Origin of the sequence: Lysinibacillus sp. FSL W8-0992 (genome assembly GCF_038008685.1) — a bacterium.
Taxonomy (GTDB): Bacteria; Bacillota; Bacilli; order Bacillales_A; family Planococcaceae; genus Lysinibacillus.
The window spans coordinates 389,683-410,656 of sequence record NZ_JBBOZQ010000001.1 but is presented as its reverse complement, the minus strand read 5'-3'; the positions used below and the strand labels follow the sequence as shown (position 1 = coordinate 410,656).

The window sequence follows — 20,974 nt, the reverse complement described above, 5'->3', positions numbered from 1 at the left end:
ACCTCCAAATAGTATATTTGATAAAACCTATTACAATATAATACATATATTTGTAAAAAGTCTACAATATTTTACAAATATAATTAAAATATACTATTTAATTACATTTTATGGAATCGATTCAAAAACATTGATACTATAGTCATAAACATGTATTTTTTTTAATTCTTTTTCAAAATGTTTTTCTATTTCCTTTTTTTTCTTTAAATCTAGACTAGATACTCCTAAATATAAAGTTTTACTAGATTTATCAGAAGAAATATTTTGAAGACCATACTTAAGGGATGCATCTAGAAAAATATCTTCAGACTCGCTTAGTCTATCAATGTTTTCATTAGAATCTAAAGTTTTAGAAATAATTACTTCTACAGCTTTATTTGATATCCTTAAAAAATCATAGTAACCTTTTGGGAAAAATGCTATAGAAAATAAGATTAACAACGTAAAGAAAAGTATTAATTTTTTCTTCAACACAAATACCTCCTTAATATCTAAAAATTAACTTATATTATACAGTAAAAATAGTTGTTTTTTGGATTTTTAATTTAAAATATTAAATTTGTGATTTTTTATCTATACTAGTGAAGTACTACAAGTGAAGTACAATTAAAGTTAATGACAGTTGTTTCAGTCATTCAAAGTGAGCGTTCAGTTGTATATTTTGAACAAAGGCGACTACTCCATAAATATGTAGTTTATGATATGGCAGTACCGACATTACAGCGTGACTACAGGGTGTTTGAGAATCTTAAAATGAGCAATGTTTATTTACCAATACTCGATAAGCTTTTAGATGACAATTCACAAGAATGTTACAACTCCAAAAGTCTGTTGGCCAAAGATGAAATTAGAGTAGTGCGGTGGGAAAAGAATAATGAATATTTTAGTGATTTAATTGTTGCCACAGCTGGTGAGGATTTAGTCTTAACCTATGCAAATATGGCTTTGAAAACACAGGTTGAAACATTGCTCATTAGTCACCAAAATAAAGACCAGGCGCTCACATGAGTACCTGGTCTTTATTTTGGAATAAATAAGAAATTAATTGAAAAATTTGACTTAGTTTTATAGTCTCTAATTAGAATCTAAAGAGAAACCACGTGTGAATTGTAAGCCGAGTAAAGCATCTTCTATAGAAGAAACAGCTAACAGAGAACGACCAGTACCTTTCTATAACTGGCTAAATGAACGTGATGTTCGTACACAAGTAATTAATAAACCGGGTAATTTTAAAAATTTGGCTGGCATGGTAGAGAGAAAGTGGAAAGTAAGTGCTCACATAGTTATTACTAAAACCTCACACATTAAATTTAATAAAGATTGGAGGTTCTATAATGAAAATCGTTATTAAAGGTTTTTTTCTTTTATTAACCTTAGTTTTATCCTTTTCAACATTAGTTCATGCAGAAGAAAATAAACAAGAAAAAGAAGAAAATAATGAAGGTACGGTAATATATCATGTTAAATACGATTATGATGCAATATGTAAATTATTGGGGATGAGTAGAGAGGAATATAATCAGAATTGGAATAAAGGTCTTTCTATATCTGAGATGGCGAAGAAAAAAGGTATTGAAAGAGGTGAGGTGGAAGGATATTTTTATAATTTCCATTATGAAGAAATGCAAAAATGGAGAAAAAAGGGCGTTTTGGAAGAGAAGCATTATTTTGATCTTGTATATAGACTAGCTGATGATATTGAGGAATTTATTGATCGAAATCCAAATCGTTAATGCGTTAAGTTATAACTGTAATTAGCATTAATTTATTTTTGCATCAAATTTGCATCAACGCTTGTTTTTTAAAAAAAACTCACCCTCCAATAAATGAAGGGTGAGTCGCTTTGAAGCCTTGAGGCTCTAATGTAAAATTTAAAAGCCGCGTATGCCGTATTTCTTATAGAAAGTTTTAAACCACCACTCCTCAAATGAGTTGTCGAAGGTAATTTATTTATAAATAATCACAATAAATGTTGTTATTCAAAGCTTTTGTAAATGTTATTATCATCCATTATCATTAATTGCTATTATTTATAAACAATTTTAACCCCAGTTTAACCCCAATTTGACCCCAGGGGTTAAGATTGTTTTTTCACTCTAAAGAACCCATCCAGCTTATCAGCAGCAGCGCGATCAGCAGACTTGAAAGCATGACCATAAGTATTCATTGTTACTGATATATCAGAGTGTCCTAGACGTTCACTAATTAGTTTAGCATGTACGCCTTGTGCAATTAATAATGATGCTGATGTATGACGTAAATCATGAAGGCGAATGTATTTAAATTTATGTTCATTAATAAATTTGTGCCAATGTTTTGAAGGGCTTGTTGGATAGAGGTGTGTACCATCAAATGAATGGAATAACCATTCTCTATCTTGTTCAATCCATTTATCACCTTTTTTGAACTTCTCCTTAGCCCAATGTATACGATATGCTTTTAATTCTTCCATAACAGATTCAGGTAATGTTACATAGCGTTTCGATTTTCTTGTTTTTGTAGATTTAATATGTGGGCCTTGTTTAGTTAAAACGATTGATTGGTGAATGTATATTTGTTGGTTTTCAAAGTCTACATCTTTCCACTCTAAACCTAAAAGTTCGCCTTTTCTTAATCCAGCAGCTAATGCTAAAGTGAACATAATTCTCCATAACTCTGTTTCGCTTTGTAACATACGCATTAACGTTTCAATTTCATCTTCTTCATAGATTTGCATTTCCTTACCCACATCATCAGTATCACTTGGGCGTGGCTTTTCAATTCCGTCCATTGGATTGTTAGATAATACACCCCATTTTACAGCGTACTTAAATATACTTTTAAGAGTTCTATATACATCTTGCTTGCTATGATAAGTAACAGGATCGTCTTTGCCATCATAACGCTTCATATCACGTACGACAGTCATCAGATGGAATTGATTTATTTGATCCATACGCATGTGGCCAATAACAGGGATAATATGCAATTCCAACTTTCGTTGGTGATTCCCAAATGTCGTTAGGGCAAGAGTAGATGCAAAATCCTTTTCCCATTGTTCGGCAAAATCTTTAAAAAGTATTCTTTCAGTTTGCACATAGTTACCTGATAAGACTTCATCCTTAAATTTTAGATATTCACGATCCAAAAATTCCTTTAGTTGCTTTGGTGACATTTTTTCTTCAATAATTATTGATTTGCGTTTTTTAGGATATTTCCCTTGAGCATCTTTAGGTAAATAAACAGTAAAACGAAATGAATTTTCTCCACGCTTTTCAATGTTAGCCATTATAAACTTCTCCTTTCGATATGGAGGATTTCCACCGTCTAAATTTAACTATCACCACCTTTAATGGGAATGTATGTACTTTTTAGGGTAAAATTTTTTTACCATCTACGCTTTTTAAAGAAAGTAGCTCAATCGGAACTCCTTTTTCTTCTATAGCATCATAGATGGTAAAACCTGAACAACATTGTTCAGTAAATAATTCATCAGGTAACAATAACTCGACAGCGAATGTATTCGCTTCTATTTCTAACTTATCTGTAGAAAATAATGTATTTTTCTTTAGAAATACAGTATTCGCTTCTGGATGTTGAACAACGTGTCCGAGTTCATGAGCAGCGGTTAATAGTTGTTTTTTAGATGGTAAATTCTCATTGATATGAATTACTTTTGTACGGTGGGATCTACTATAATAGCCGTATATAGACCCTAATGGCTCGTAAATAATAACTACACCTAGTAGATCAGCCAACTTAAAAGGATCCCTTGTATCGTATTTTTCAACTAACTGTGCCACAATCTTTTTAATATCCACCACAAACACCACCGTACTTTAATCTCTATATTTTTTAGGTGTAAATTTCTGTTTCGCTATACGTTTAGTTAAGCGTAAAGTATTTTCCCATGAAGCGATTAATAACTCTCTGTCTTCTTCATCTAAATCTTCTAAAACTCTCCCATCAAAGGCTGCGAATGCATTATCTACGTCCTCACCATTAATTCTTTTTTTAAGTTCTCTTTGTATAGTAAGTTCGTCTTTTTCAGTTAGGTCATAGTAACGTCTTTTATCAGTACGACCTAATAGGTAGTCAGTGCTAACATCGAAATAATTAGCTACTTTTTCTACATTTTCTATTTTAGGTGAAGACGTATCCCATCTTCGGATTTGTCCATTAGAAATGCCAACTTTCCTTTCAACTTCAGCAAAAGTAATTTTTCTCTCATTACACAGATATTTTATTCTTTCCACTAAACTCACTTATATCAACCTTTCTGAAGCCTATGAAAAAATACTTTAGCATTTACGCTATTTTATAGTTGACTAATAGTGTAAATATTAATATACTGTGTTCATAAGCTAATTAATTGGCTAAAAAGACAATAAAAAATACGACCTATTTATAAACATTTTTCGTTGGGGAACGGTTTAAATGTTGGTTTAAAGGCTTTTAAAAAGTCTTATTTAGCTATGCGTTTATAATAGCATGTACGCTAATTTAGGTCAACAAATTAGCGAATAATTTAGCTTAAATTTTTCCAATTCAGTAAAGTGCTGTGATACCGAGCCAATGACGGTATGCATTATTAGAGAAAAGAGGTGTCATTATGACAGAAGATTTAGGGGCACTAGTTAGATCAGAGATGTTCAAGCGAAAAATGAGTCAAAAACAATTAGCTGAAATGGTGGGAATTTCAAATGCCTATCTATCAGACATAATTCGTGGCCGAAAAGATGGTCCGAAAGCCCAGGAACATATAAAGCATATCCGAAAAATTTTAAATATTTAAGTTGAGGTGAATCATATGGCGAAAATGACAATGTCAGTAGATGAGGTTGCAAATGAATTAGGTGTTAGTAAAACAACTATTTACACAATGGCACGCCAGAAAGAAATTCCTCATACGAAAGTTAGAGGGCGCATTTTATTCCACCGACCTACAATTGAGCATTGGTTAATCACTAATACCGAAGGTGGTGAATTAAATTGAACATTAAACCAGTACCAGTTGTATTAGTTGGTGAAGCCTTAGCAAGTATTACGCCATTGTATGAGCTACACCAAATTGCTTGCGAGTTACCAATATCAGTTTTAGTAGATGTTAAGCAGCGTATAGGTGACTGGCTAGCATGTGGTGGGAAAGAAACTGATCCATACATTAAGCAACAATTAGCTTATGCTCAGAAAGTTTACGAGGCAATGAAAGATGGTGATAGAGGATGAAACTACAACCTGCAGATGAAATGAAAAAAGTTGCTGGAAGTAATTTTAGTAAGTTGAAAGCAGATGCATTGGAAAGCGAAGAATTTAAAAAACTTATTAAAGGAATAGAAACGCAAGCTGAAAAAGGGCTTTGTGAGTACACATATTACCACAACACAGACAAGCAAATTGTATCAATTTTCCAATCGGTGCTACTAGAGAATGGATATAATGCAAGAACACATTTATCAGGACTTGGATTAAATATTAAATGGTAGGAGGAAATCAAATGAAATCAACAGGTATTGTACGCAAAATTGACGATTTAGGTCGTGTAGTAATTCCAAAGGAAATACGTAGAACACTTGGTATCGAAGAAGGAGATTCATTAGAAATTTACACTAACGGTAATCAAGTGGTCCTTCAAAAATATCAGCCAAATACTGAAAAAGATGAGGTTGTTGCTTCTCTGAAAATGATGGCTGCTAGTGCGAAAAATCCTAATGTACTCGAAACAATTAATCGTGCAATTAAATTAATTCGGTAGGTGATTTTATGAATGACGCATTGTTGGAAGTGTTAGGTGATTATTTCATAAAACACAACTTGGCCAATAAGGGCTGGCAATTTCACGAGTTTGTTGCTGAGTGGCAGCGCGGAACTATTGTAATGGAAAAGAGGTGAGTATCATGGCTAGAAATCCTTATGATTTTTACATTACAGATGAAGAATATGCATTGGCATTAAGTAATGGGATAAGTCGCAAAACTTTAGAATATCGCATTAGGAATTCAGGATGGCCGAAACTAAAAGCAATTACTGAACCAGTATTGAAACAACGTAAATATCCTGAATGGGCGCTTGAATTAGCTAATATGAATGGTATTTCCTACGGAACGTTTAAAGATCGTATTCATAGAGGATGGGATTTTAAGAAGGCTGCAACTGTGAGTGTAAAAAAAGGGCCTAAAAGAAAGCGGAAATATCCAATTGAAGTTATTCAAATGGCTCAAAAAAACGGAATACCTTACAAAACATTTCAAGCAAGAGTTACTCGTTCAAAATGGTGTTTAATTCAAGCAGCTACAACACCTCTTATTCCAAATGATGAAGTGTTAACAAGAGCACGTGAAAAAAGTTCTTTTAAGCTTGGGATTGAAACATTTTGGAAAATAAAAAAGGCCACTCTGCAAAGTGACCTAAATGTTAACCGAAATCTTATTTAAACCATTATAGCATGAAATTAATTAAACAGTAATGGAGGAAATGAAAAGTGGAAATTAAATTCAATCAATTAACCTTGCAGAATTTTAAAAGCCACAAGGATCTTGTAGTTAAGTTTGGCGACATGACTAAGATCCTCGCGGATAATGCAAAAGGTAAAAGCTCCATTGGTGAAGCAATTACATTCTTATTATATGGTACTGATCTGGTGGGGAGCAAACTTGATCCATCACCAGTAACGTACCAGGCAGAGAATACACTTGTGACATTGCTATTAAGTGTTGAAGATGGAGAGCTGCTACTTGGCCGTGAGATTGTTAAAGGGCGCAATAAGTTCTATGTAAATGAAGTACCTTCTAAAGCTACTGAGTTTAATGAGGTAATTGATAAGCTTTTTGATAAAGATTTATTCTTATCACTCTTTAATCCAAGCTATTTTTTCACATTGCATTGGGAAAAGCAGCGTCAAATGATTTTACAATATACAACTGCACCTGCTAATAAAGAGGTTTTAAAAGAGTTACCTAAACCACAATCGGACAAGTTGGCCACATTAGTTAAAAAACATTCTTTAGAGGATTTAGATAAAATCCATCGATCTAATAAAACCAAGCTTGATAAGCAGTATATAGCTGCTCAAAGCCGCGCCAAGACGTTAAGAGAGCAGTTAGAACAAAATGCTCCAACAGTTCCATTAGACTCACTAAATGTGGAACTGAAACAGCTTGTTAAGGAAAGAAACGCTATAGAAGAAGTGACTGACAAAGCTCAAACGGTGAATGGAAGAATTAATATACTAAACAACCAAATTAATGTTTTGTCACAAGAACGTGACGACATTAAAGACCATTTTAATCAGCTCAAAGGAGAGCAAATTCAAGACACTTGCCGCGTTTGTAATCAAACACTACAAAATGAAGCTATCGATGCTGTAAAGGCAGAAAAAGATCAGCGTATTCAACAGGTTAAAGTGAAGTTCCAACAAGCTGTAGATAAACGAATAATGTTAGAAGAAGAACTTAAAACGCTTGAATATGTGGACGTATCTGAACAACTGGATAAAGCGCGTTTACTTCAAGAAAAGATAAATCCAATAGAATATGAGATTTCAAAGCATAAGCAGTTTGAAGGATTGAGAGAGCAAGTTGTTGCTGCAGAAGCTAATGAAAAAGAAACACTTGAATCACTTAATGAATCAATCTTTATCCTGGATGCTATTAAGGATTTCAAGGCAAAAGAAGCAGAATTACAAGTCAAAAAGGTTCAAGACTTGTTCAAAAATTTATCAATAAAACTCTTTGAAGAAGTAAAAACAACAGGTGAAAGTAAACCAACTTTCATTGTCCAAATGGATGGTAAAGACTATATGAAACTTTCATTTAGTGAGCAAACTAGAGCAGGGCTTGAAATTCGTGATGTGTTGTCAGAGCAAAGTGATCTTATCGTTCCTTGTTTTGTGGACAATGCTGAAACAATTACTAAGTTTAAAGAACCTAATGGACAATTAATAATTAGCCGTGTTGTTGCAGATAAAGAATTGGAGGTTGTTGCTGAATGAGCGTTAAAGAAATCACAGTTGGTTACACATATACAAAAAATCTAGGAAACTTTGAAAACGTGAAAGTTGATACTGCAGTAACTATATCTGTAGAGCCTGGGCAAAACGAAGAAGAACTATATAACAAAGCATTTGAAAGTATGAAAAAACAGGTCAAAAATGGCCTTAATAAATTTACGGAGGCACGTTAATTATGAATGGAAACCTACCAACTTTAACACCTGAAATTACAGAAGCTTTTCAACCTGCAGTATTAGAGGTCATTCGCAACTCAATTGCACCTACAGCTAATGACCAAGAATTTCTTTTATTCGCTCACAAGGCAGCATCATATGGCTTAGATCCATTCAAAAATGAAATTTTCTTTATCAAATATGGTAATCAGGCACGTATTCAATTTGCAGCAGAGGCTTATCTTTCAAAAGCGCGTGAACAAGAAGGTTTTATTCCGCCAGATACACAAATGGTGCACGAAAATGATGAATTTAAAATAGCTATGAATAAAGAAACAAAGCAAATGGAAGTGGTACAACACGAAATAGGGTTCCCACGTGGAAAGATAATTGGAGCTTATTCGGTTGCTTACCGCGATGGCTATCCACCTGTAACAGTCATTATGGACATTGATGAAGTTGCTCATATGTTTACAGGGCAAAATAAGGATAACTGGAACAAATGGACAAGTGACATGTTCGGGAAACATGTTCAGCAACGAGCTCTAAAAAAGCAATACGGATTGTCATTTGATGATGAAACAATTACCCATCAACAGAGTGGTGTAGTTCCTGAGAATCAACCAAAGGAACGAAAAGACATAACACCACACCAAGAGACAATTGAGGCACCTAAACCAACTGAGAATATGCAGCCAAGTCCTACAGATAAATTACGCAATGAAATTAATGCAAAATTTAAGGCATTGGGCATTACTACTAGTGAAGCAGTTAAAGAATACCTGATTAAAAATGCACCTAATATTGATCCTGCTACAGCAACCGAGGCTGAAATGGTTGGCTTGATTGAGCTACTAAACATGAATATTGAAATGTTAACTACACAGTCAAACGAAGCTGATTCACTAGATTAAAAGCTATGAAACTACCACAAACAATAGTTTATGACCGCAATAAAGACTGTGAGCTATGTGGAGAAGAAATGAATTCAAATGAATACAACTTATACCGTGGGCTAGAAATTTGCCCACGGTGCCATAAGGAATTGGAGGGAAAGAAATGACTCAAATTTATAGGGAGCATCTTGATTTTATGGAAGAAGCTAAAGAAGCTTTTGAAAAGAATGAACGCCTTGAAACATATAGAAATGCGGACAATACGCTCATAGCTTTACGTTATGGATTAGATAGAGATTGTATTGATGTTTATGAATTAGGTGAAGGTATAGGTTTTTTTGCAAACATTATGCGAAAAGCTCCACCGTTACATGTTGGTGACTCACATGAAAGTTGACATCTTAGCAAGTGGTTCAAGTGGAAACTGTATAGCTTTAACAACAAATGAAACTACCATTCTAATCGATGCAGGTATTGCAAAAACAAAAATAGAGAAACGGCTTTTGGAAGTGGGGATCACACCAACTAGCGTAAAAGCAATCTTTGTCACACATGCACATAGTGACCACATTAAAGGTCTGCCACTGGCCAATAAATATAAAATTCCTGTTTATGCTGGTGAACGTGAATGGAAAAACATCACTACCGTTGATGAGGAATTAATTAGGCAAATTGGTGTTGGAGGCCTTTTCGGTTGCGGCCACTTCATAGTAAACGCCTTTAATGTTCATCACGACGCAATAGATCCGAGGGGTTATGTTGTAAGGACGTTAGACAATTTAAAAGTTTCCATCTGTTTAGACACTGGCCAGGTAGATAAAAGCATGTTAAATGACATGAGGAATAGCAATATTTATATCATTGAAGCCAACCATGAACCACGAATGGTTGAAGCCTCTGATTATCCTAATAGCGTTAAGGCGAGAATATTGAGTCATGTTGGCCACTTATCAAATGAACAAACAGCAACAGCCCTAAAAGAGCTTGTAAGAGGCAAAGGTGAACGAATCTATCTAACTCATTTAAGCAGCAAAAACAACCTTCCTACGCTTGCAGAAATGACCGTTAAAAGAGAGCTATTGAAGAAAGGCTTACATGCAGGTAATCACTATGAATTGGAGGTCGTTTAATGCATCCATATACTTTAATTTTAACTGCTTTTGAATTGCTGAAAAAAGAAAACGCCGAGCTAAAACAACAGATAGAAATCATGAAGCTACAAAATATTTCACCTACTGTTGCAAATCAAATTGATGAATGGTTAAGCAGACCTTACCAGGGCGCATATGAACGTCAGGACATTGAAATATTTGCAAAGGAAATTGTTAAGTACATCCATGGCCAAATGAAAGCATGAATAGGGTGAGTAATCATGGCAAGTCCACAACTCAAAAATGGGCATACACGGATTGCCAATGAAATCTTCGATCATATCATGAAGACCAATCTCAATGGCACACAATTCCGTATAGTGTTGGCCATTTGGAGATATACGTATGGTTTTCAGCGTAAAACGAATGAAATGTCTACAAGCTTTTTAACAAACGCAATTAATGCTAATAGGACTCAAATAAATAGAGAACTAACAACATTGATTGATAGAAACATAATCTCAGTTATTGGAATTGGTTCAAAAGGAGCGAAAATAATGGGGTTTAATAAAAATTACAAAGAGTGGGATGAACAGACGCCATCTAATAAGGTAGATTCTGAAATCTCTGCTCCAACTAAACAAGCAAAAAAACTAAAATATGACGAAGAAAACAGCTATTACAAAATGGCAGTCTACTTTCATGAGAAAGTTGCTGCAGTTGCAAATGAGGCTGGAATATCTCATTTAATTAAAAAGTCTAACATGCAAACATGGGCCGATGATATGCGAAAGTTAATTGAAATAGATCAGGTTGATAAGCACTTGGCCAAACATGTTATGGATTGGGTAACACAGGATTCATTTTGGCGCACCAATGTTTTGTCAGCAAAAAAGCTTAGAGATAAGTTTATGGAATTGGCCATAAAAATGAATGCTGAAATGAAACCAGTACAACCAAAGCAAAAGCCACATTATGATCCAAGAGATAAAGAAATAGAGTTCCAACGTTGGGTACAAGATGGGAATGATCCAAATGGCTTTGATTGGAGCAACTAACTATGAACTTGATGCAGAAATGTCGGTTTTGGGTGCTATATTCCTTGAACCTGATGTAATTAATGACATTGTTTTTTTAGAAGCTAGAGATTTCATTAGTGCGCGTCACCAACAAATTTTTAGAGTAATGAAATGGTTGGATGATAGAAATCAACCTATAGACATTACAACAGTTATTGAACTGTATATGCAACATAACAAGATGGACGAAGTAAGTATTTCTTACTTAACTGAATTAGCTGTTTCGTGTCCAACTGCATCAAATGTTGTGCATTATGCAAATATTGTCCGTTCAAGAGCTATTCGAAGACGTGGAACAGACGTAGGGCAAAAAATTATGAACCTTGTACATGAAGATTTTGAAACAGATGATGATTATTTTGCAGAAATTGAAAAACTAGCATCCGAAGTAAGGCCCGAAGATGATGGGAAAATGCAAAGTTTGAAAGACACAAGGCAAGGATATTTTGAACATCTTTTAAAGCGTGCTGAATTTATTCCTACTGGATTTAATTCATATGACAAATGGGCTCATGGTCTTTGGAGAGGGTGGTTGTTTGTTAGTGCTGGACGTCCTAGCGTTGGTAAAACAGCTATGCTGCTTCAAAGGATTATGGGAGTTGCCAAAAGTGGGCCAGTGATTGTTTTCAGTCAGGAAATGGACAAATACCAGCTATATGATCGTATGATTGCAAGCTCAACAGGCATTGCTTATGGTCGTATAAAAAACAAAGAACTAAAAGTGGAAGAATTAGGGGTAATTGAGTATGCGTATAAAGAGCTGGAGAAGCTACCTATTTTCGTACAAGATTCAAGTGGTGTCACGATAGAGGAAGTGAGAGCCACAGCAAGACGCTTTAAAAAACGCTATGGACAAATAGCAATGATTGCTGTTGACTACTTACAAATTATGAGCATTCCACAACGTAAAAACGAGACAAGGGCGCAAGCAATCGGAAATGTAACTACCACAGCCAAGCAGATAGCACGCGACATGAATTGTTGTTTTATGATGTTATCGCAAATGACCAGGGAAAGCGACAATGTTAAAAAGCCGCAGCTATCACACTTGAAAGAATCATCATCCATTGAACAAGACGCAGATGTCGTTGAGTTTTTATGGCATGATCCAGCTGATAAAATGCAGCAAGGCAAAGTGATTCAACAGTTCTTTGCAAAAGGCCGAGACATCGGCATGAATGAGTTTAAATTGCTTTTTATGGGGTGGAAACAGAAGTTTATTGAACTGGATAAACAGTAGAAACTCTTTATATATTAACGAGGTGTAAGAAAATGATAATACATTTGTTTTGGTCAATATTTTATTTAGTAGTTGCTGTAAGTTTATCTTACGATCTTTACCTACTATGGGCTTATGATATTGGCCTGGGAAAGCTTAATCAAACTTTACTAGCTGGACTTTTTGTAATTGGACTAGTTATAAATGGTTTTTCACGACTTACTCGAATGGTTGAAAGAAAAAATAATTAATAATCAAATGATTATATCAAATATAAAAATTGGAGGATCACTATGAGATTCATCGGTTTAGATCCATCAACTAAAACAGGATTTGTAGCACTTGATGAACGTGGCCAGGTGCTTAGAGCTAAAGAATTAACTGGCATAGGGGATAAAGATCCTTTTCGAATGATTACCCTAATTGATGAAGTTATGGCCCACATGCAAAAGGGCGACATCATTACTGTAGAAGGATTTGGATTTGCTACACAGCAAGGAATACAACTTGGTGGTATTGGTTGGGGTATGCGAATGTCACTAACTAGACGTGGATTTAAATACTACGAAGTTGCACCTAATGCTGTTAAGAAGTTTGTAAATGTTACTGGCTTTACTGGTGAAGTAGGAAACAAAAAGCGTCTTGCTGGTGCAGAAAAGAAAAAGGCTGTTATGAATGCAGTTAAAGATCATTTTGGATTTTCACATAAAAGCGACAACGTTGTTGATGCATATATATTAGCTCAAATTGCAAGAATCATGTACCAGTTTAATAGACCTGATTTTATTGGTTGTCCTGTCTATCAAGCAGAAGTGGTTAAATCGATATTAGGAAATAAATCAATTGAAATGGAGAGTGTGAAGAATGGCTAATGTTGAATTAGATGTCCTTTTTAAAAAGATACAAAAGGATGATAAAAAGGAAGTTTTAGAGTTTCATATCCTGGGTGATGATGTTAAATATAAATCAGAATTAATTGGTATGGCAGGCAGCATAGTAATAATTGAAATTGGTGATGTAAAATTATCAGCAGAATTTAAATCTATTCAGCGCGACAGCAAGAAGGTTGTACTCAAATTTGAAGCTAAAGGTGATAGTGAAGAAAAAACTATTCAACTGTATCCAAAGGCAGGTTTTAACATTAAATTATTGCTTGAACAAAGCCAAATGAGTATTGAGGATCTTGATGATGGGGAAGATCAAGAGGGCGTTAAATATACCGTAAATAGTGACGGTACTACGGAAGTGGTAGAGCAATTGAACATGGAAGATATTGTACAAGACAAAAATGGGGATGACCTACTAGATTAATATAAATTGCCCTAGTTAATTCTAGGGCATTCCTTTTGAACAGAAGGAGGAAAGACTTTGGCATTTGAATTACCTGAATTAGATAGAAAAGCAACACAAGCAGCAGTAGAGCGTGAACTAGAAAGATACCGCATTTTTAAATACTTAACATTTGAGGAAAAGGAAGCCGCAACTACTTCCAAATTAGATGACATAGGTGGTGGCAAGAGTAATTTAACAAGTGACCAAACAGGTTCAGTTGCCATTTACAACGTGGATGAACAAAGTGAGAGACGCAAATACTGTGATCGTGTAGAACGTGCTGTAAAAAGACTGCCGCCAATGGAACGCTTCTTAATTGAAACCAGGTACATGGCTGATGATGCCGAATACTTAACAGACATGAAAGTCTATTGCTTTAAGTTTCAGCCGCCTATTTCTGCTACTACTTATGATAAAATCCGTTGGAAAGCTTTCTATAAACTTGCTTTAGATTTAAACATTGCACGCACTATGTAGAAAAATGGTAGAAAAATAATAGTAAAACAAAATGAAAATATTAGTAAATTACTGTGAAGCATTTGGTTTTATACATGTTAAATTAATATCATCGGGAATTGATTAAGGGAGACCTTAGTTAATTCCTTTTTCATTTTCATGATGTAGACTGTCGCTAATTAGCGTCACCTCTTATGTCGCTAATTAGCGTCTAGTAATGTCGCTAATTAGCGTCTAGTGAAACGAGTTCCTTCATATAATGCAAAATCTCTAAAGAAAACAATAAAGAAAACAATAAAGAAAACTAACTAGCAAATACATTTTGCTAGGAAGAATTCTATTTAATTATTAATACAAAAGAAAGGTGGTGAGTACATTGAAAATTATAGCAATCCTCACATTCATTTTAATTACTATTAATTTTGTTCTTTCAATCATTAAAATGATTAGGCTTCAAAAAGAAATAGATGCTGCTTATCAACGAGGACTATCAGATGCAAAGCAAGCATCGAGTGAAGTCATTAATGAAATCAAAATTAGAATAAGTAATGGCAAGTCATTTCATGAATCTGCTACCGATGTAGCTAATGAGTTAAGCAAAAGGTTAAAAGAAAGGATTGATTTAATATGAACGTACTGATTCGTACAACAGCAAATGGTAATGAATACTGGGATAGTGAAGCGAAGAAGATCCTATTTGTACCTGCAGGTATGAGGCCTTCTTTCGAAGTAACTGAGAAACCTGAGTCGATGCTATACGTAGAAGCTAAACCATTAACTGACACTCCAGTATTTAATTTAGAGGGCATGAATGCTACTCAGCTTAAAGAGTTTGCAGAAGAAAACAATATTGAAGTACCAGGTAATTTAAAGAAGCCTGATACAATCCGTGAGTACATTGAGGAACAGTTAGCAGCTGATACTGAATGAAATATTGTAGTGAACAAGGATGCCGACAATTAGTTAGTAAGGGTAGGTACTGTGATAATCACAGAAGAAAGAAAAGGAATGTAGGTGCCAGCAATAAACCTTTCTATAGCACAGAGGCATGGAGGGATTTAAAGGCTGACTGTTATCGGCGAGATAAAGGAAGATGTACACGGTGTAACAAGTTTGTGTTTGGTAGAACAGCACAGCATCATCACATCATACCAATCAATGATAGGCCTGACTTAAAGCTAGATCCTAATAACATAACAACCTTATGCCCAACGTGTCACATGATTGTAGAACATGAGACAAAACCAAAGCCAAAACATAATTTTAATTGGTGATAGCCCCCCTATCAAATAATAATTTTGGCCAAAATGCTGTAGACCGTATGAGCATGTAATCGCGCGCCTCAAATTGATTTTTTAAAAAAATTTAAGTGTGACAAAGGCAGGTGAATAGGTATTGACCAAAAAACATGAACAAGCATTAGAACTTTTTAAAGAGAGTGAAGGAAGTATTTCAAATGCAGAAATAGCAACAGCTGTTGGAGCTGCAGAGTCTACAGTTAGAAAGTGGAAAAGTCGTTATAATTGGCTTGAACAATTGGGTTTAGTTCAGAATGTCACAGTAGAGGAAAATCGAAGTGTGACGAAAAAGAAAACTACTAATCGTGAACTGCAGCACAAACGAATAATTGAATCGTTGGTGGAGGCTGGAACCTATTCACCTGCTTTGGATTTATTAATCGAAGTGTACCTAGATTGTTTCGAAGAATATGAGCAAGCAAAAGACATAGGTGAAAATACTGAGAAGTTAAGAAAAGAATTGGCTCGATTACTTGGCCAACTTGGATTAGATGGCAAAAACAAAGACCTCATTAAAAAATCAGGAACATTACTTGCTAAAGGTGACGAGGTAAAGAAACAAGATCCTGAGCCTGATGCAAATGAAAGTAGTAAGCTTGTTCAATTTAGGCAGAGGAAAATGCGGCCATGATAGATTTTGAAATTAACTATGCTGATGAATTTGTAAAAGAGTTCGATTCTAATCCAAAAGCTTATCCTCACAGTATTAAACAAATGGTAAAGCGATATAAACGATGGAAAAAGCGAAAAGATATTTGGTTCGATAATGACAAAGCCAATGACATGCTTTATTTCACCGAAACTTTCTTAAAGCATGCAAAAGGGAAATGGGCTGGCCAGCCTTTAATCTTGGAAACCTGGCAAAAGTTTTATTTTGCTAATATTTATGGCTGGCAGAGAGAAAATGAATTTGGAAAAGCTGTACGAGTTGTAAGAAACGCATACCTCCAGGTACCGAAGAAAAACGGTAAAACAATAATGGGTGGAAGTCCTGTAATTTATGGTATGTATGGCGAGGGTGTTAAAGGTGCTGATTTCTATATATCAGCAAATACATTCGAACAATGCCAAAACGCTGCTATTCCTATCGGCCTAACAATTGAAAATAGCCCTGATTTGCGTCCAGGTACACAAATTTACAAGGGTAAAGAGGATTCGGTCCGTTCTATCAAGTACACCTTTGTAGAAGACGGTATAAAATACGCCAACACGTTAAAAGTTTTAACAAAGGATAATGCAGGGAACGAGGGTAAAAACCCATATTGTAACTATTTCGATGAAGTCCACGCCCAAATGGATCGTGAACAATATGATAACTTGCGTTCTGCTCAAATAGCCCAAGAAGAACCTTTAAACATCATCACAACAACAGCTGGTAAACAAACAGGAGCATTAGGCGCACAAATTCACGCTTATGCAAAAGAAGCTATGAAGAATGATAATGACGATTCTTGGTTTGTAATGATTTATGAACCTAACAAGGGTTATGATTGGGAAGACCGCGAAGTTTGGCGCATGGTAAATCCGAACATAGGTGTTTCTGTAAATATGACATTTTTAGAAAATGCATTTAAAGAAGCTCAAAACAATAGCTTCAATCGTGCTGAATTTTTATCCAAGCACCTAAATGTATTCGTGAACTATGCCGAAACATATTTTGATCTTGACCAATTGGAAAAAATGTTGGTTGAAAATATTGGAGAGGTTGAAGGTTTAACATGTGTTGTTGGTGTCGATTTATCAAGACGAACCGATTTAACATGTGTGAATATTAACATACCGACATTTGATGATGAAGGTGAACCAATCTTAAAGGTAAAGCAAATGTATTTTATTCCTGAGTTTGGTATTGAAGATAAGGAGCTACAGCGAAATGTTCCATACCGTGAGCTTGCAGAAAAAGGATTTGTAACATTATGCCCTGGTAAAACAGTAAGTGAGGATATGGTCAATGAATATGTAGAATGGGTGTTTGATAATTTTGATTTACGCCAAATCAATTACGATCCTGCATTGGCCGAGAAGCTCGTTGAACAGTGGGAAATGTTAGGTATACCATGCGTAGAAGTGCCGCAGTATCCAGCTGTAATGAACGAACCATTTGATGATTTTGAAATCCTACTTTTGCAAGATAGAGTGATAACAGATAATCCATTACTAATTTTCTGTGCCTCTAATGCCAAAGTCATAACGAATATAAACAATTTAAAAACACCATCCAAGCGAAAAAGCCCTGAACATATAGACGGTTTTGTCGCTTTTTTAATTGGCCATAAAGAGACATTAAATATGATGGCTGAAAGCATGGACGGTTTAGACGATTACATTAAATCAATTTATCGATAAAGCGAGGTGAGAAAATGGGGATACGCGATAGATTTTCAGGATTTTTAGCTCGCCAAGTTGAAAAGCGAGGCTTGATAGAGGACTCATTAGGCGGAAGTGTACGGTTGAACGGATGGTTTGCAAATGACGAAAACATTTTACATTCAAGTGATGTGTTCGAATTGTTGCAAGACATAAGTAACCAAATGGCTTTGGCTCAGATAGTAGTTGAAGACCAGGAAACAGGCAAGGACATTACGAACCATCATGTTCTAAAATTGTTACGCAATCCTAACAAATATTTAACTGGCACAGAATTTATGAAGTTGATGGTGAACACCTATTTAGTAGAAGGTGAGATTTATCCTTTTTACACTGGTAAAGAGATTCACATTGTATCGAATGTAGACGCTGAATTAGATAGTAATTTGGAGGAACATTTCAAAATCAACGGTACTGAAATACCTTCTAAGATGATTCGGCACATTAAGAATATAGGGCTTAATCATTTAACAGGTGTTGGATTGAAACAGCTAGGGAAGGACACGTTAGAAGGTGTTATGAGCGCTGAAAAGGTACTTACAGATAAGTACAAAAAGGGTGGCATTCTTGCATTCTTATTAAAATTAGATGCCCATATCAACCCGAAAAATGGCGCTCAATCCATTTTAATTAATTCTATCCTGGATCAATTAGAGGGAATCGATGACAGTCGTACAATTAAGCTCATTCCTTTGGGGAAAGGGTATTTAATCGATGAATTGAAAAGTCCAATTGATGATGCCAAAATCCTTTCATACTTGAACGTTTATAAAAAGGATCTAGGAAAGTTTTTAAATATCGATGTGGAAACATACAGGGCAATGTTAAAGATCGACTTAGAGAAAGCCATGATGTACTTGCACAATAAGGCTATTAAACCCATAATGCAAAATTTTGAAGACCATTTGAGTCTTCTTTTTTTCGGCCCAAATTCGAATTTACGGTTAAAATTCAAGATTAATATTTTGGATTTTGTGTCGTACAGCACGAAAACAAATATTGCTTATAACCTAGTTAGAACAATGGTTGCAACGCCTGACGACGCTCGCGATGAATTACTAGGCTTTGATAGATTGTTCACCGAAGAATCAATGAAGCTTTATATTTCTAAGGACTTAATTGCGGGTGAAGAAATTAATAAAGCCACAGATAACAGCTTGAAGGGAGGTGAAGAAGGTGGCCAAGCAAAAGGAGATACGGACGCTTGATATTCAAGGACTTCAAACGAGAAGCCAGGGGGATAGTGAGGCGAATGCAATTGAAGGTTATGCAGCCGTATTTAATTCTCCAACAGATATTGGGGGAATGTTTACAGAGATTATAGCGCCAGGTGCCTTTGCCGATGCAATTGCCTCAAATGAGGACATACGCGCGCTATTTAACCACGATTGGAATAATGTCTTAGGAAGAACTAAGAGTGGAACTTTGCGCCTGTCTGAGGACGCTAGAGGGCTTAAATTTGATGTTGATTTACCTAATACAACATTGGCAAGGGATTTATCTGAGAGCTTAAAACGCGGTGATATTTCACAATGTTCTTTTGGTTTTATACCTACAGGCGAAACGTGGGATTGGGAACCTGAAATACCTGTTCGAACAATTAACAGCGTTGAACTGCATGAAATCAGCGTGGTAAGTATTCCAGCGTATGAAGATACAGAAGTATCATTGCGCTCAAAAGAAGCAAATAAATCAATTGAACAACGATTGAAATTAATACAAAAAATAAACTCAGTTTTGGAGGAAAACAAGCATGAATAAAAAACTATTAAAAGCATTACAGAAGCGTTTAAAAGGTCGTTTAACAGAATTACGATCACAATTAGAGGCTGGCAATATGGCTGAGGATGCAATTGAAGGTGTGACAGCGGAAATAGAAGAAATTTCAACAGAGCTCACAGAAACAGAACAAGCACTTGCTGATTTAGAAGAAGACCCAGGAAATGATGATCCTGAAAACCGTAGCGCTGATAATTCTGATGATGACAAGGAAGAAGACGAGGAAGAAGACAAGAAAAAAACAGATCCAGAAAATCGTAGTGGCATTTCACAATCAGCATTGGCTGCAGTAAATGCTATCGGAAATGCATTATCAACACGAAATGCTAAGTCTACTAAGAAGCGCGAAGCTGAGATTCGTTCAGCTTTTGCTAACTTTGTAGTCGGTAACATTTCGGAGTCAGAGGCTCGTTCACTTGGTATTGAGGTGGGGAATGGTTCTGTAACTGTTCCAGTTCAGATTGCTAAAGAAGTAATCTCATACGCCCAAGAGGAAAACTTATTACGAAAATACGGTTCTTATGTTGAGACTGATGCAGATGTAAAATATCCAGTTCTAGTTAAAAAAGCAGAAGCTAATGTCAATAAGAAAGAACGTTCAACGGAAATTGAAGAAACAGACATTGAGTTCGATTCAATAGATTTAGATCCAGCTGAATTTGATGCCCTTGCTACAATCACGAAAAAATTATTAAAACGAACAGGGGTAAACATAGAACAGATCGTAGTGGATGAATTGAAAAAAGCCTATGTTCGTAAAGAAACAAATTATATGTTCAATGGTAATGACGCAGGTAATGAAAATCCAGGTGCCTTAGCAAAGAAAGCAGTCGCGTTTTATGAAAAAGATCCAGTGGATTTAGAAGCGGCGGGCTTAGCTAATAAGCTGTATTCTCAACTAGTTAAAATGAAAGGGCAGGTAACTACTGCAGTACGTAAAAAATCAATGTGGATTGTAAATGGTGCTGCTGTGACTGCACTTGAAGGTTTATTAGATGCAAATGGCCGTCCACTCCTTTATGAAACACCAGACGGCTTAGGGTATAAATTACTTGGCCATAATTTAGATTTTACCGATGCAGCTGATGGCACTGATCCAGCAAAACCAGTATTCTACTTTGGAGATTTTAAAGCTTTCCACATTCAAGAAATTAAGGGTGGAATGGAGCTTCAAAAACTTGTTGAAAAATTTGCAGGCACAAATAAAATTGGCTTCCAAATTTACAACCTGATTGATGGCCAATTGATCTACTCACCACATGAGCCAGCCGTTTACCGTTATGAAGTAGGAGCCACTAAACCAGGGAGCTGATTA

At 35.4% G+C, this 20,974-nt stretch carries 32 protein-coding genes; 28 read left to right on the top strand and 4 right to left on the bottom strand.

What is annotated here, in order from left to right; genetic code table 11:
* Positions 1–108: 108 nt before the first annotated feature.
* Complete coding sequence (locus NSQ74_RS01875; protein ID WP_340821244.1) at positions 109–471, bottom strand: hypothetical protein; 363 nt, start codon at positions 469–471, stop codon at positions 109–111.
* 231 nt (positions 472–702) lie between these two features.
* On the opposite strand from NSQ74_RS01875, the gene NSQ74_RS01870 reads away from it, so the two are divergent.
* From NSQ74_RS01870 to NSQ74_RS01860, 3 genes are all read left to right on the top strand, one after another.
* Positions 703–1,008, top strand: a complete 306-nt coding sequence (locus NSQ74_RS01870) for an aconitate hydratase (RefSeq protein ID WP_340821243.1) — start codon at positions 703–705, stop codon at positions 1,006–1,008.
* A 94-nt stretch (positions 1,009–1,102) separates the two neighbouring features.
* On the top strand, positions 1,103–1,351 hold the full coding sequence (locus tag NSQ74_RS01865) for a hypothetical protein (RefSeq protein ID WP_340821242.1): 249 nt from the start codon (positions 1,103–1,105) through the stop codon (positions 1,349–1,351).
* Positions 1,335–1,733: a hypothetical protein gene (locus tag NSQ74_RS01860; RefSeq protein ID WP_340821241.1), complete on the top strand. Its 399-nt coding sequence runs from the start codon at positions 1,335–1,337 to the stop codon at positions 1,731–1,733. Before NSQ74_RS01865 ends, NSQ74_RS01860 begins: the two co-directional genes overlap by 17 nt.
* A 344-nt stretch (positions 1,734–2,077) precedes the next feature.
* On the opposite strand, the gene NSQ74_RS01855 is transcribed toward NSQ74_RS01860, so the two are convergent.
* The 3 genes from NSQ74_RS01855 to NSQ74_RS01845 form a co-directional block, all read right to left on the bottom strand.
* Positions 2,078–3,268 carry a tyrosine-type recombinase/integrase gene (locus NSQ74_RS01855; protein ID WP_340821240.1) on the bottom strand — a complete coding sequence of 397 codons (1,191 nt, stop codon included), beginning with the start codon at positions 3,266–3,268 and terminating at the stop codon, positions 2,078–2,080.
* 82 nt (positions 3,269–3,350) lie between these two features.
* Positions 3,351–3,800 (bottom strand): ImmA/IrrE family metallo-endopeptidase, encoded by a 450-nt coding sequence (locus NSQ74_RS01850; RefSeq protein ID WP_340821239.1) that lies wholly within the window; start codon positions 3,798–3,800, stop codon positions 3,351–3,353.
* Positions 3,801–3,818: 18 nt separating this feature from the next.
* Positions 3,819–4,244 (bottom strand): helix-turn-helix domain-containing protein, encoded by a 426-nt coding sequence (locus NSQ74_RS01845; RefSeq protein WP_340821238.1) that lies wholly within the window; start codon positions 4,242–4,244, stop codon positions 3,819–3,821.
* Positions 4,245–4,591: 347 nt separating this feature from the next.
* On the opposite strand from NSQ74_RS01845, the gene NSQ74_RS01840 reads away from it, so the two are divergent.
* The 25 genes from NSQ74_RS01840 to NSQ74_RS01720 all read left to right on the top strand — a co-directional run bounded on the left by NSQ74_RS01840 (position 4,592) and on the right by NSQ74_RS01720 (position 20,971).
* Positions 4,592–4,774 (top strand): helix-turn-helix domain-containing protein, encoded by a 183-nt coding sequence (locus tag NSQ74_RS01840; RefSeq protein WP_340821237.1) that lies wholly within the window; start codon positions 4,592–4,594, stop codon positions 4,772–4,774.
* 15 nt (positions 4,775–4,789) lie between these two features.
* The gene (locus NSQ74_RS01835; protein ID WP_340821236.1) at positions 4,790–4,975 is read left to right on the top strand and encodes a helix-turn-helix domain-containing protein; all 186 of its coding nucleotides are present in this window, start codon (positions 4,790–4,792) and stop codon (positions 4,973–4,975) included.
* Positions 4,972–5,208 carry a DUF6877 family protein gene (locus tag NSQ74_RS01830; protein WP_340821235.1) on the top strand — a complete coding sequence of 79 codons (237 nt, stop codon included), beginning with the start codon at positions 4,972–4,974 and terminating at the stop codon, positions 5,206–5,208. The genes NSQ74_RS01835 and NSQ74_RS01830 overlap by 4 nt, the downstream gene beginning before the upstream one ends.
* Positions 5,205–5,465, top strand: a complete 261-nt coding sequence (locus NSQ74_RS01825; RefSeq protein ID WP_340821234.1) for a hypothetical protein — start codon at positions 5,205–5,207, stop codon at positions 5,463–5,465. The genes NSQ74_RS01830 and NSQ74_RS01825 overlap by 4 nt, the downstream gene beginning before the upstream one ends.
* An 11-nt stretch (positions 5,466–5,476) precedes the next feature.
* Complete coding sequence (locus tag NSQ74_RS01820; RefSeq protein WP_340821233.1) at positions 5,477–5,734, top strand: AbrB/MazE/SpoVT family DNA-binding domain-containing protein; 258 nt, start codon at positions 5,477–5,479, stop codon at positions 5,732–5,734.
* A gap of 142 nt (positions 5,735–5,876) precedes the next feature.
* Positions 5,877–6,413, top strand: a complete 537-nt coding sequence (locus tag NSQ74_RS01815) for a hypothetical protein (protein ID WP_340821232.1) — start codon at positions 5,877–5,879, stop codon at positions 6,411–6,413.
* Between the two features lie 47 nt (positions 6,414–6,460).
* A complete protein-coding gene (locus tag NSQ74_RS01810; protein WP_340821231.1) occupies positions 6,461–7,969 on the top strand; it encodes an AAA family ATPase in 1,509 nt (502 codons plus the stop codon).
* Entirely contained in the window at positions 7,966–8,160 is a 195-nt protein-coding gene (locus tag NSQ74_RS01805) for a hypothetical protein (RefSeq protein ID WP_340821230.1), read from the top strand. Before NSQ74_RS01810 ends, NSQ74_RS01805 begins: the two co-directional genes overlap by 4 nt.
* A gap of 2 nt (positions 8,161–8,162) precedes the next feature.
* Entirely contained in the window at positions 8,163–9,056 is an 894-nt protein-coding gene (locus NSQ74_RS01800; RefSeq protein WP_340821229.1) for a RecT family recombinase, read from the top strand.
* A 145-nt stretch (positions 9,057–9,201) separates the two neighbouring features.
* The gene (locus NSQ74_RS01795; RefSeq protein WP_340821228.1) at positions 9,202–9,435 is read left to right on the top strand and encodes a hypothetical protein; all 234 of its coding nucleotides are present in this window, start codon (positions 9,202–9,204) and stop codon (positions 9,433–9,435) included.
* Positions 9,425–10,168, top strand: a complete 744-nt coding sequence (locus tag NSQ74_RS01790; RefSeq protein WP_340821227.1) for an MBL fold metallo-hydrolase — start codon at positions 9,425–9,427, stop codon at positions 10,166–10,168. The genes NSQ74_RS01795 and NSQ74_RS01790 overlap by 11 nt, the downstream gene beginning before the upstream one ends.
* Positions 10,168–10,395 (top strand): hypothetical protein, encoded by a 228-nt coding sequence (locus NSQ74_RS01785; RefSeq protein WP_340821226.1) that lies wholly within the window; start codon positions 10,168–10,170, stop codon positions 10,393–10,395. The genes NSQ74_RS01790 and NSQ74_RS01785 overlap by 1 nt, the downstream gene beginning before the upstream one ends.
* Before the next feature lie 15 nt (positions 10,396–10,410).
* Entirely contained in the window at positions 10,411–11,187 is a 777-nt protein-coding gene (locus NSQ74_RS01780; protein WP_340821225.1) for a replication protein, read from the top strand.
* Positions 11,165–12,448 carry a replicative DNA helicase gene (locus NSQ74_RS01775; RefSeq protein WP_340821224.1) on the top strand — a complete coding sequence of 428 codons (1,284 nt, stop codon included), beginning with the start codon at positions 11,165–11,167 and terminating at the stop codon, positions 12,446–12,448. Before NSQ74_RS01780 ends, NSQ74_RS01775 begins: the two co-directional genes overlap by 23 nt.
* A gap of 272 nt (positions 12,449–12,720) precedes the next feature.
* Positions 12,721–13,299: a hypothetical protein gene (locus tag NSQ74_RS01770; RefSeq protein WP_340821223.1), complete on the top strand. Its 579-nt coding sequence runs from the start codon at positions 12,721–12,723 to the stop codon at positions 13,297–13,299.
* Complete coding sequence (locus tag NSQ74_RS01765; RefSeq protein ID WP_340821222.1) at positions 13,292–13,738, top strand: hypothetical protein; 447 nt, start codon at positions 13,292–13,294, stop codon at positions 13,736–13,738. The genes NSQ74_RS01770 and NSQ74_RS01765 overlap by 8 nt, the downstream gene beginning before the upstream one ends.
* A 57-nt stretch (positions 13,739–13,795) precedes the next feature.
* Positions 13,796–14,236, top strand: coding sequence for an ArpU family phage packaging/lysis transcriptional regulator (locus tag NSQ74_RS01760; protein WP_340821221.1), 441 nt, complete (start codon positions 13,796–13,798; stop codon positions 14,234–14,236).
* 355 nt (positions 14,237–14,591) lie between these two features.
* On the top strand, positions 14,592–14,846 hold the full coding sequence (locus tag NSQ74_RS01755) for a hypothetical protein (RefSeq protein ID WP_340821220.1): 255 nt from the start codon (positions 14,592–14,594) through the stop codon (positions 14,844–14,846).
* Complete coding sequence (locus NSQ74_RS01750; RefSeq protein ID WP_340821219.1) at positions 14,843–15,145, top strand: hypothetical protein; 303 nt, start codon at positions 14,843–14,845, stop codon at positions 15,143–15,145. Before NSQ74_RS01755 ends, NSQ74_RS01750 begins: the two co-directional genes overlap by 4 nt.
* A complete protein-coding gene (locus tag NSQ74_RS01745; RefSeq protein WP_340821218.1) occupies positions 15,142–15,489 on the top strand; it encodes an HNH endonuclease in 348 nt (115 codons plus the stop codon). Before NSQ74_RS01750 ends, NSQ74_RS01745 begins: the two co-directional genes overlap by 4 nt.
* A 121-nt stretch (positions 15,490–15,610) precedes the next feature.
* Entirely contained in the window at positions 15,611–16,144 is a 534-nt protein-coding gene (locus NSQ74_RS01740) for a phage terminase small subunit-related protein (protein WP_340821217.1), read from the top strand.
* Positions 16,141–17,859, top strand: coding sequence for a terminase large subunit (locus NSQ74_RS01735; RefSeq protein WP_340821216.1), 1,719 nt, complete (start codon positions 16,141–16,143; stop codon positions 17,857–17,859). The genes NSQ74_RS01740 and NSQ74_RS01735 overlap by 4 nt, the downstream gene beginning before the upstream one ends.
* Before the next feature lie 14 nt (positions 17,860–17,873).
* Positions 17,874–19,088, top strand: a complete 1,215-nt coding sequence (locus NSQ74_RS01730; RefSeq protein WP_340821215.1) for a phage portal protein — start codon at positions 17,874–17,876, stop codon at positions 19,086–19,088.
* Complete coding sequence (locus tag NSQ74_RS01725; protein ID WP_340821214.1) at positions 19,057–19,641, top strand: HK97 family phage prohead protease; 585 nt, start codon at positions 19,057–19,059, stop codon at positions 19,639–19,641. Before NSQ74_RS01730 ends, NSQ74_RS01725 begins: the two co-directional genes overlap by 32 nt.
* Positions 19,634–20,971, top strand: a complete 1,338-nt coding sequence (locus NSQ74_RS01720; RefSeq protein ID WP_340821213.1) for a phage major capsid protein — start codon at positions 19,634–19,636, stop codon at positions 20,969–20,971. Before NSQ74_RS01725 ends, NSQ74_RS01720 begins: the two co-directional genes overlap by 8 nt.
* The last annotated feature ends 3 nt before the right edge of the window (positions 20,972–20,974 follow it).

Excerpts from the sequence above, each read along its gene's own strand:
- NSQ74_RS01860 (WP_340821241.1), top strand. The coding sequence starts at position 1,335 with ATGAAAATCGTTATTAAAGGTTTTTTTCTTTTATTAACCTTAGTTTTA.
- NSQ74_RS01780 (WP_340821225.1), top strand. The coding sequence starts at position 10,411 with ATGGCAAGTCCACAACTCAAAAATGGGCATACACGGATTGCCAATGAA.
- NSQ74_RS01800 (WP_340821229.1), top strand. The coding sequence starts at position 8,163 with ATGAATGGAAACCTACCAACTTTAACACCTGAAATTACAGAAGCTTTT.
- NSQ74_RS01795 (WP_340821228.1), top strand. The coding sequence starts at position 9,202 with ATGACTCAAATTTATAGGGAGCATCTTGATTTTATGGAAGAAGCTAAA.
- NSQ74_RS01855 (WP_340821240.1), bottom strand. The coding sequence starts at position 3,268 with ATGGCTAACATTGAAAAGCGTGGAGAAAATTCATTTCGTTTTACTGTT.
- NSQ74_RS01775 (WP_340821224.1), top strand. The coding sequence starts at position 11,165 with ATGGCTTTGATTGGAGCAACTAACTATGAACTTGATGCAGAAATGTCG.
- NSQ74_RS01720 (WP_340821213.1), top strand. The coding sequence starts at position 19,634 with ATGAATAAAAAACTATTAAAAGCATTACAGAAGCGTTTAAAAGGTCGT.
- NSQ74_RS01870 (WP_340821243.1), top strand. The coding sequence starts at position 703 with ATGGCAGTACCGACATTACAGCGTGACTACAGGGTGTTTGAGAATCTT.
- NSQ74_RS01805 (WP_340821230.1), top strand. The coding sequence starts at position 7,966 with ATGAGCGTTAAAGAAATCACAGTTGGTTACACATATACAAAAAATCTA.
- NSQ74_RS01770 (WP_340821223.1), top strand. The coding sequence starts at position 12,721 with ATGAGATTCATCGGTTTAGATCCATCAACTAAAACAGGATTTGTAGCA.
- NSQ74_RS01835 (WP_340821236.1), top strand. The coding sequence starts at position 4,790 with ATGGCGAAAATGACAATGTCAGTAGATGAGGTTGCAAATGAATTAGGT.
- NSQ74_RS01820 (WP_340821233.1), top strand. The coding sequence starts at position 5,477 with ATGAAATCAACAGGTATTGTACGCAAAATTGACGATTTAGGTCGTGTA.
- NSQ74_RS01750 (WP_340821219.1), top strand. The coding sequence starts at position 14,843 with ATGAACGTACTGATTCGTACAACAGCAAATGGTAATGAATACTGGGAT.
- NSQ74_RS01745 (WP_340821218.1), top strand. The coding sequence starts at position 15,142 with ATGAAATATTGTAGTGAACAAGGATGCCGACAATTAGTTAGTAAGGGT.
- NSQ74_RS01735 (WP_340821216.1), top strand. The coding sequence starts at position 16,141 with ATGATAGATTTTGAAATTAACTATGCTGATGAATTTGTAAAAGAGTTC.
- NSQ74_RS01815 (WP_340821232.1), top strand. The coding sequence starts at position 5,877 with ATGGCTAGAAATCCTTATGATTTTTACATTACAGATGAAGAATATGCA.
- NSQ74_RS01765 (WP_340821222.1), top strand. The coding sequence starts at position 13,292 with ATGGCTAATGTTGAATTAGATGTCCTTTTTAAAAAGATACAAAAGGAT.
- NSQ74_RS01840 (WP_340821237.1), top strand. The coding sequence starts at position 4,592 with ATGACAGAAGATTTAGGGGCACTAGTTAGATCAGAGATGTTCAAGCGA.
- NSQ74_RS01785 (WP_340821226.1), top strand. The coding sequence starts at position 10,168 with ATGCATCCATATACTTTAATTTTAACTGCTTTTGAATTGCTGAAAAAA.
- NSQ74_RS01790 (WP_340821227.1), top strand. The coding sequence starts at position 9,425 with ATGAAAGTTGACATCTTAGCAAGTGGTTCAAGTGGAAACTGTATAGCT.
- NSQ74_RS01825 (WP_340821234.1), top strand. The coding sequence starts at position 5,205 with ATGAAACTACAACCTGCAGATGAAATGAAAAAAGTTGCTGGAAGTAAT.
- NSQ74_RS01730 (WP_340821215.1), top strand. The coding sequence starts at position 17,874 with ATGGGGATACGCGATAGATTTTCAGGATTTTTAGCTCGCCAAGTTGAA.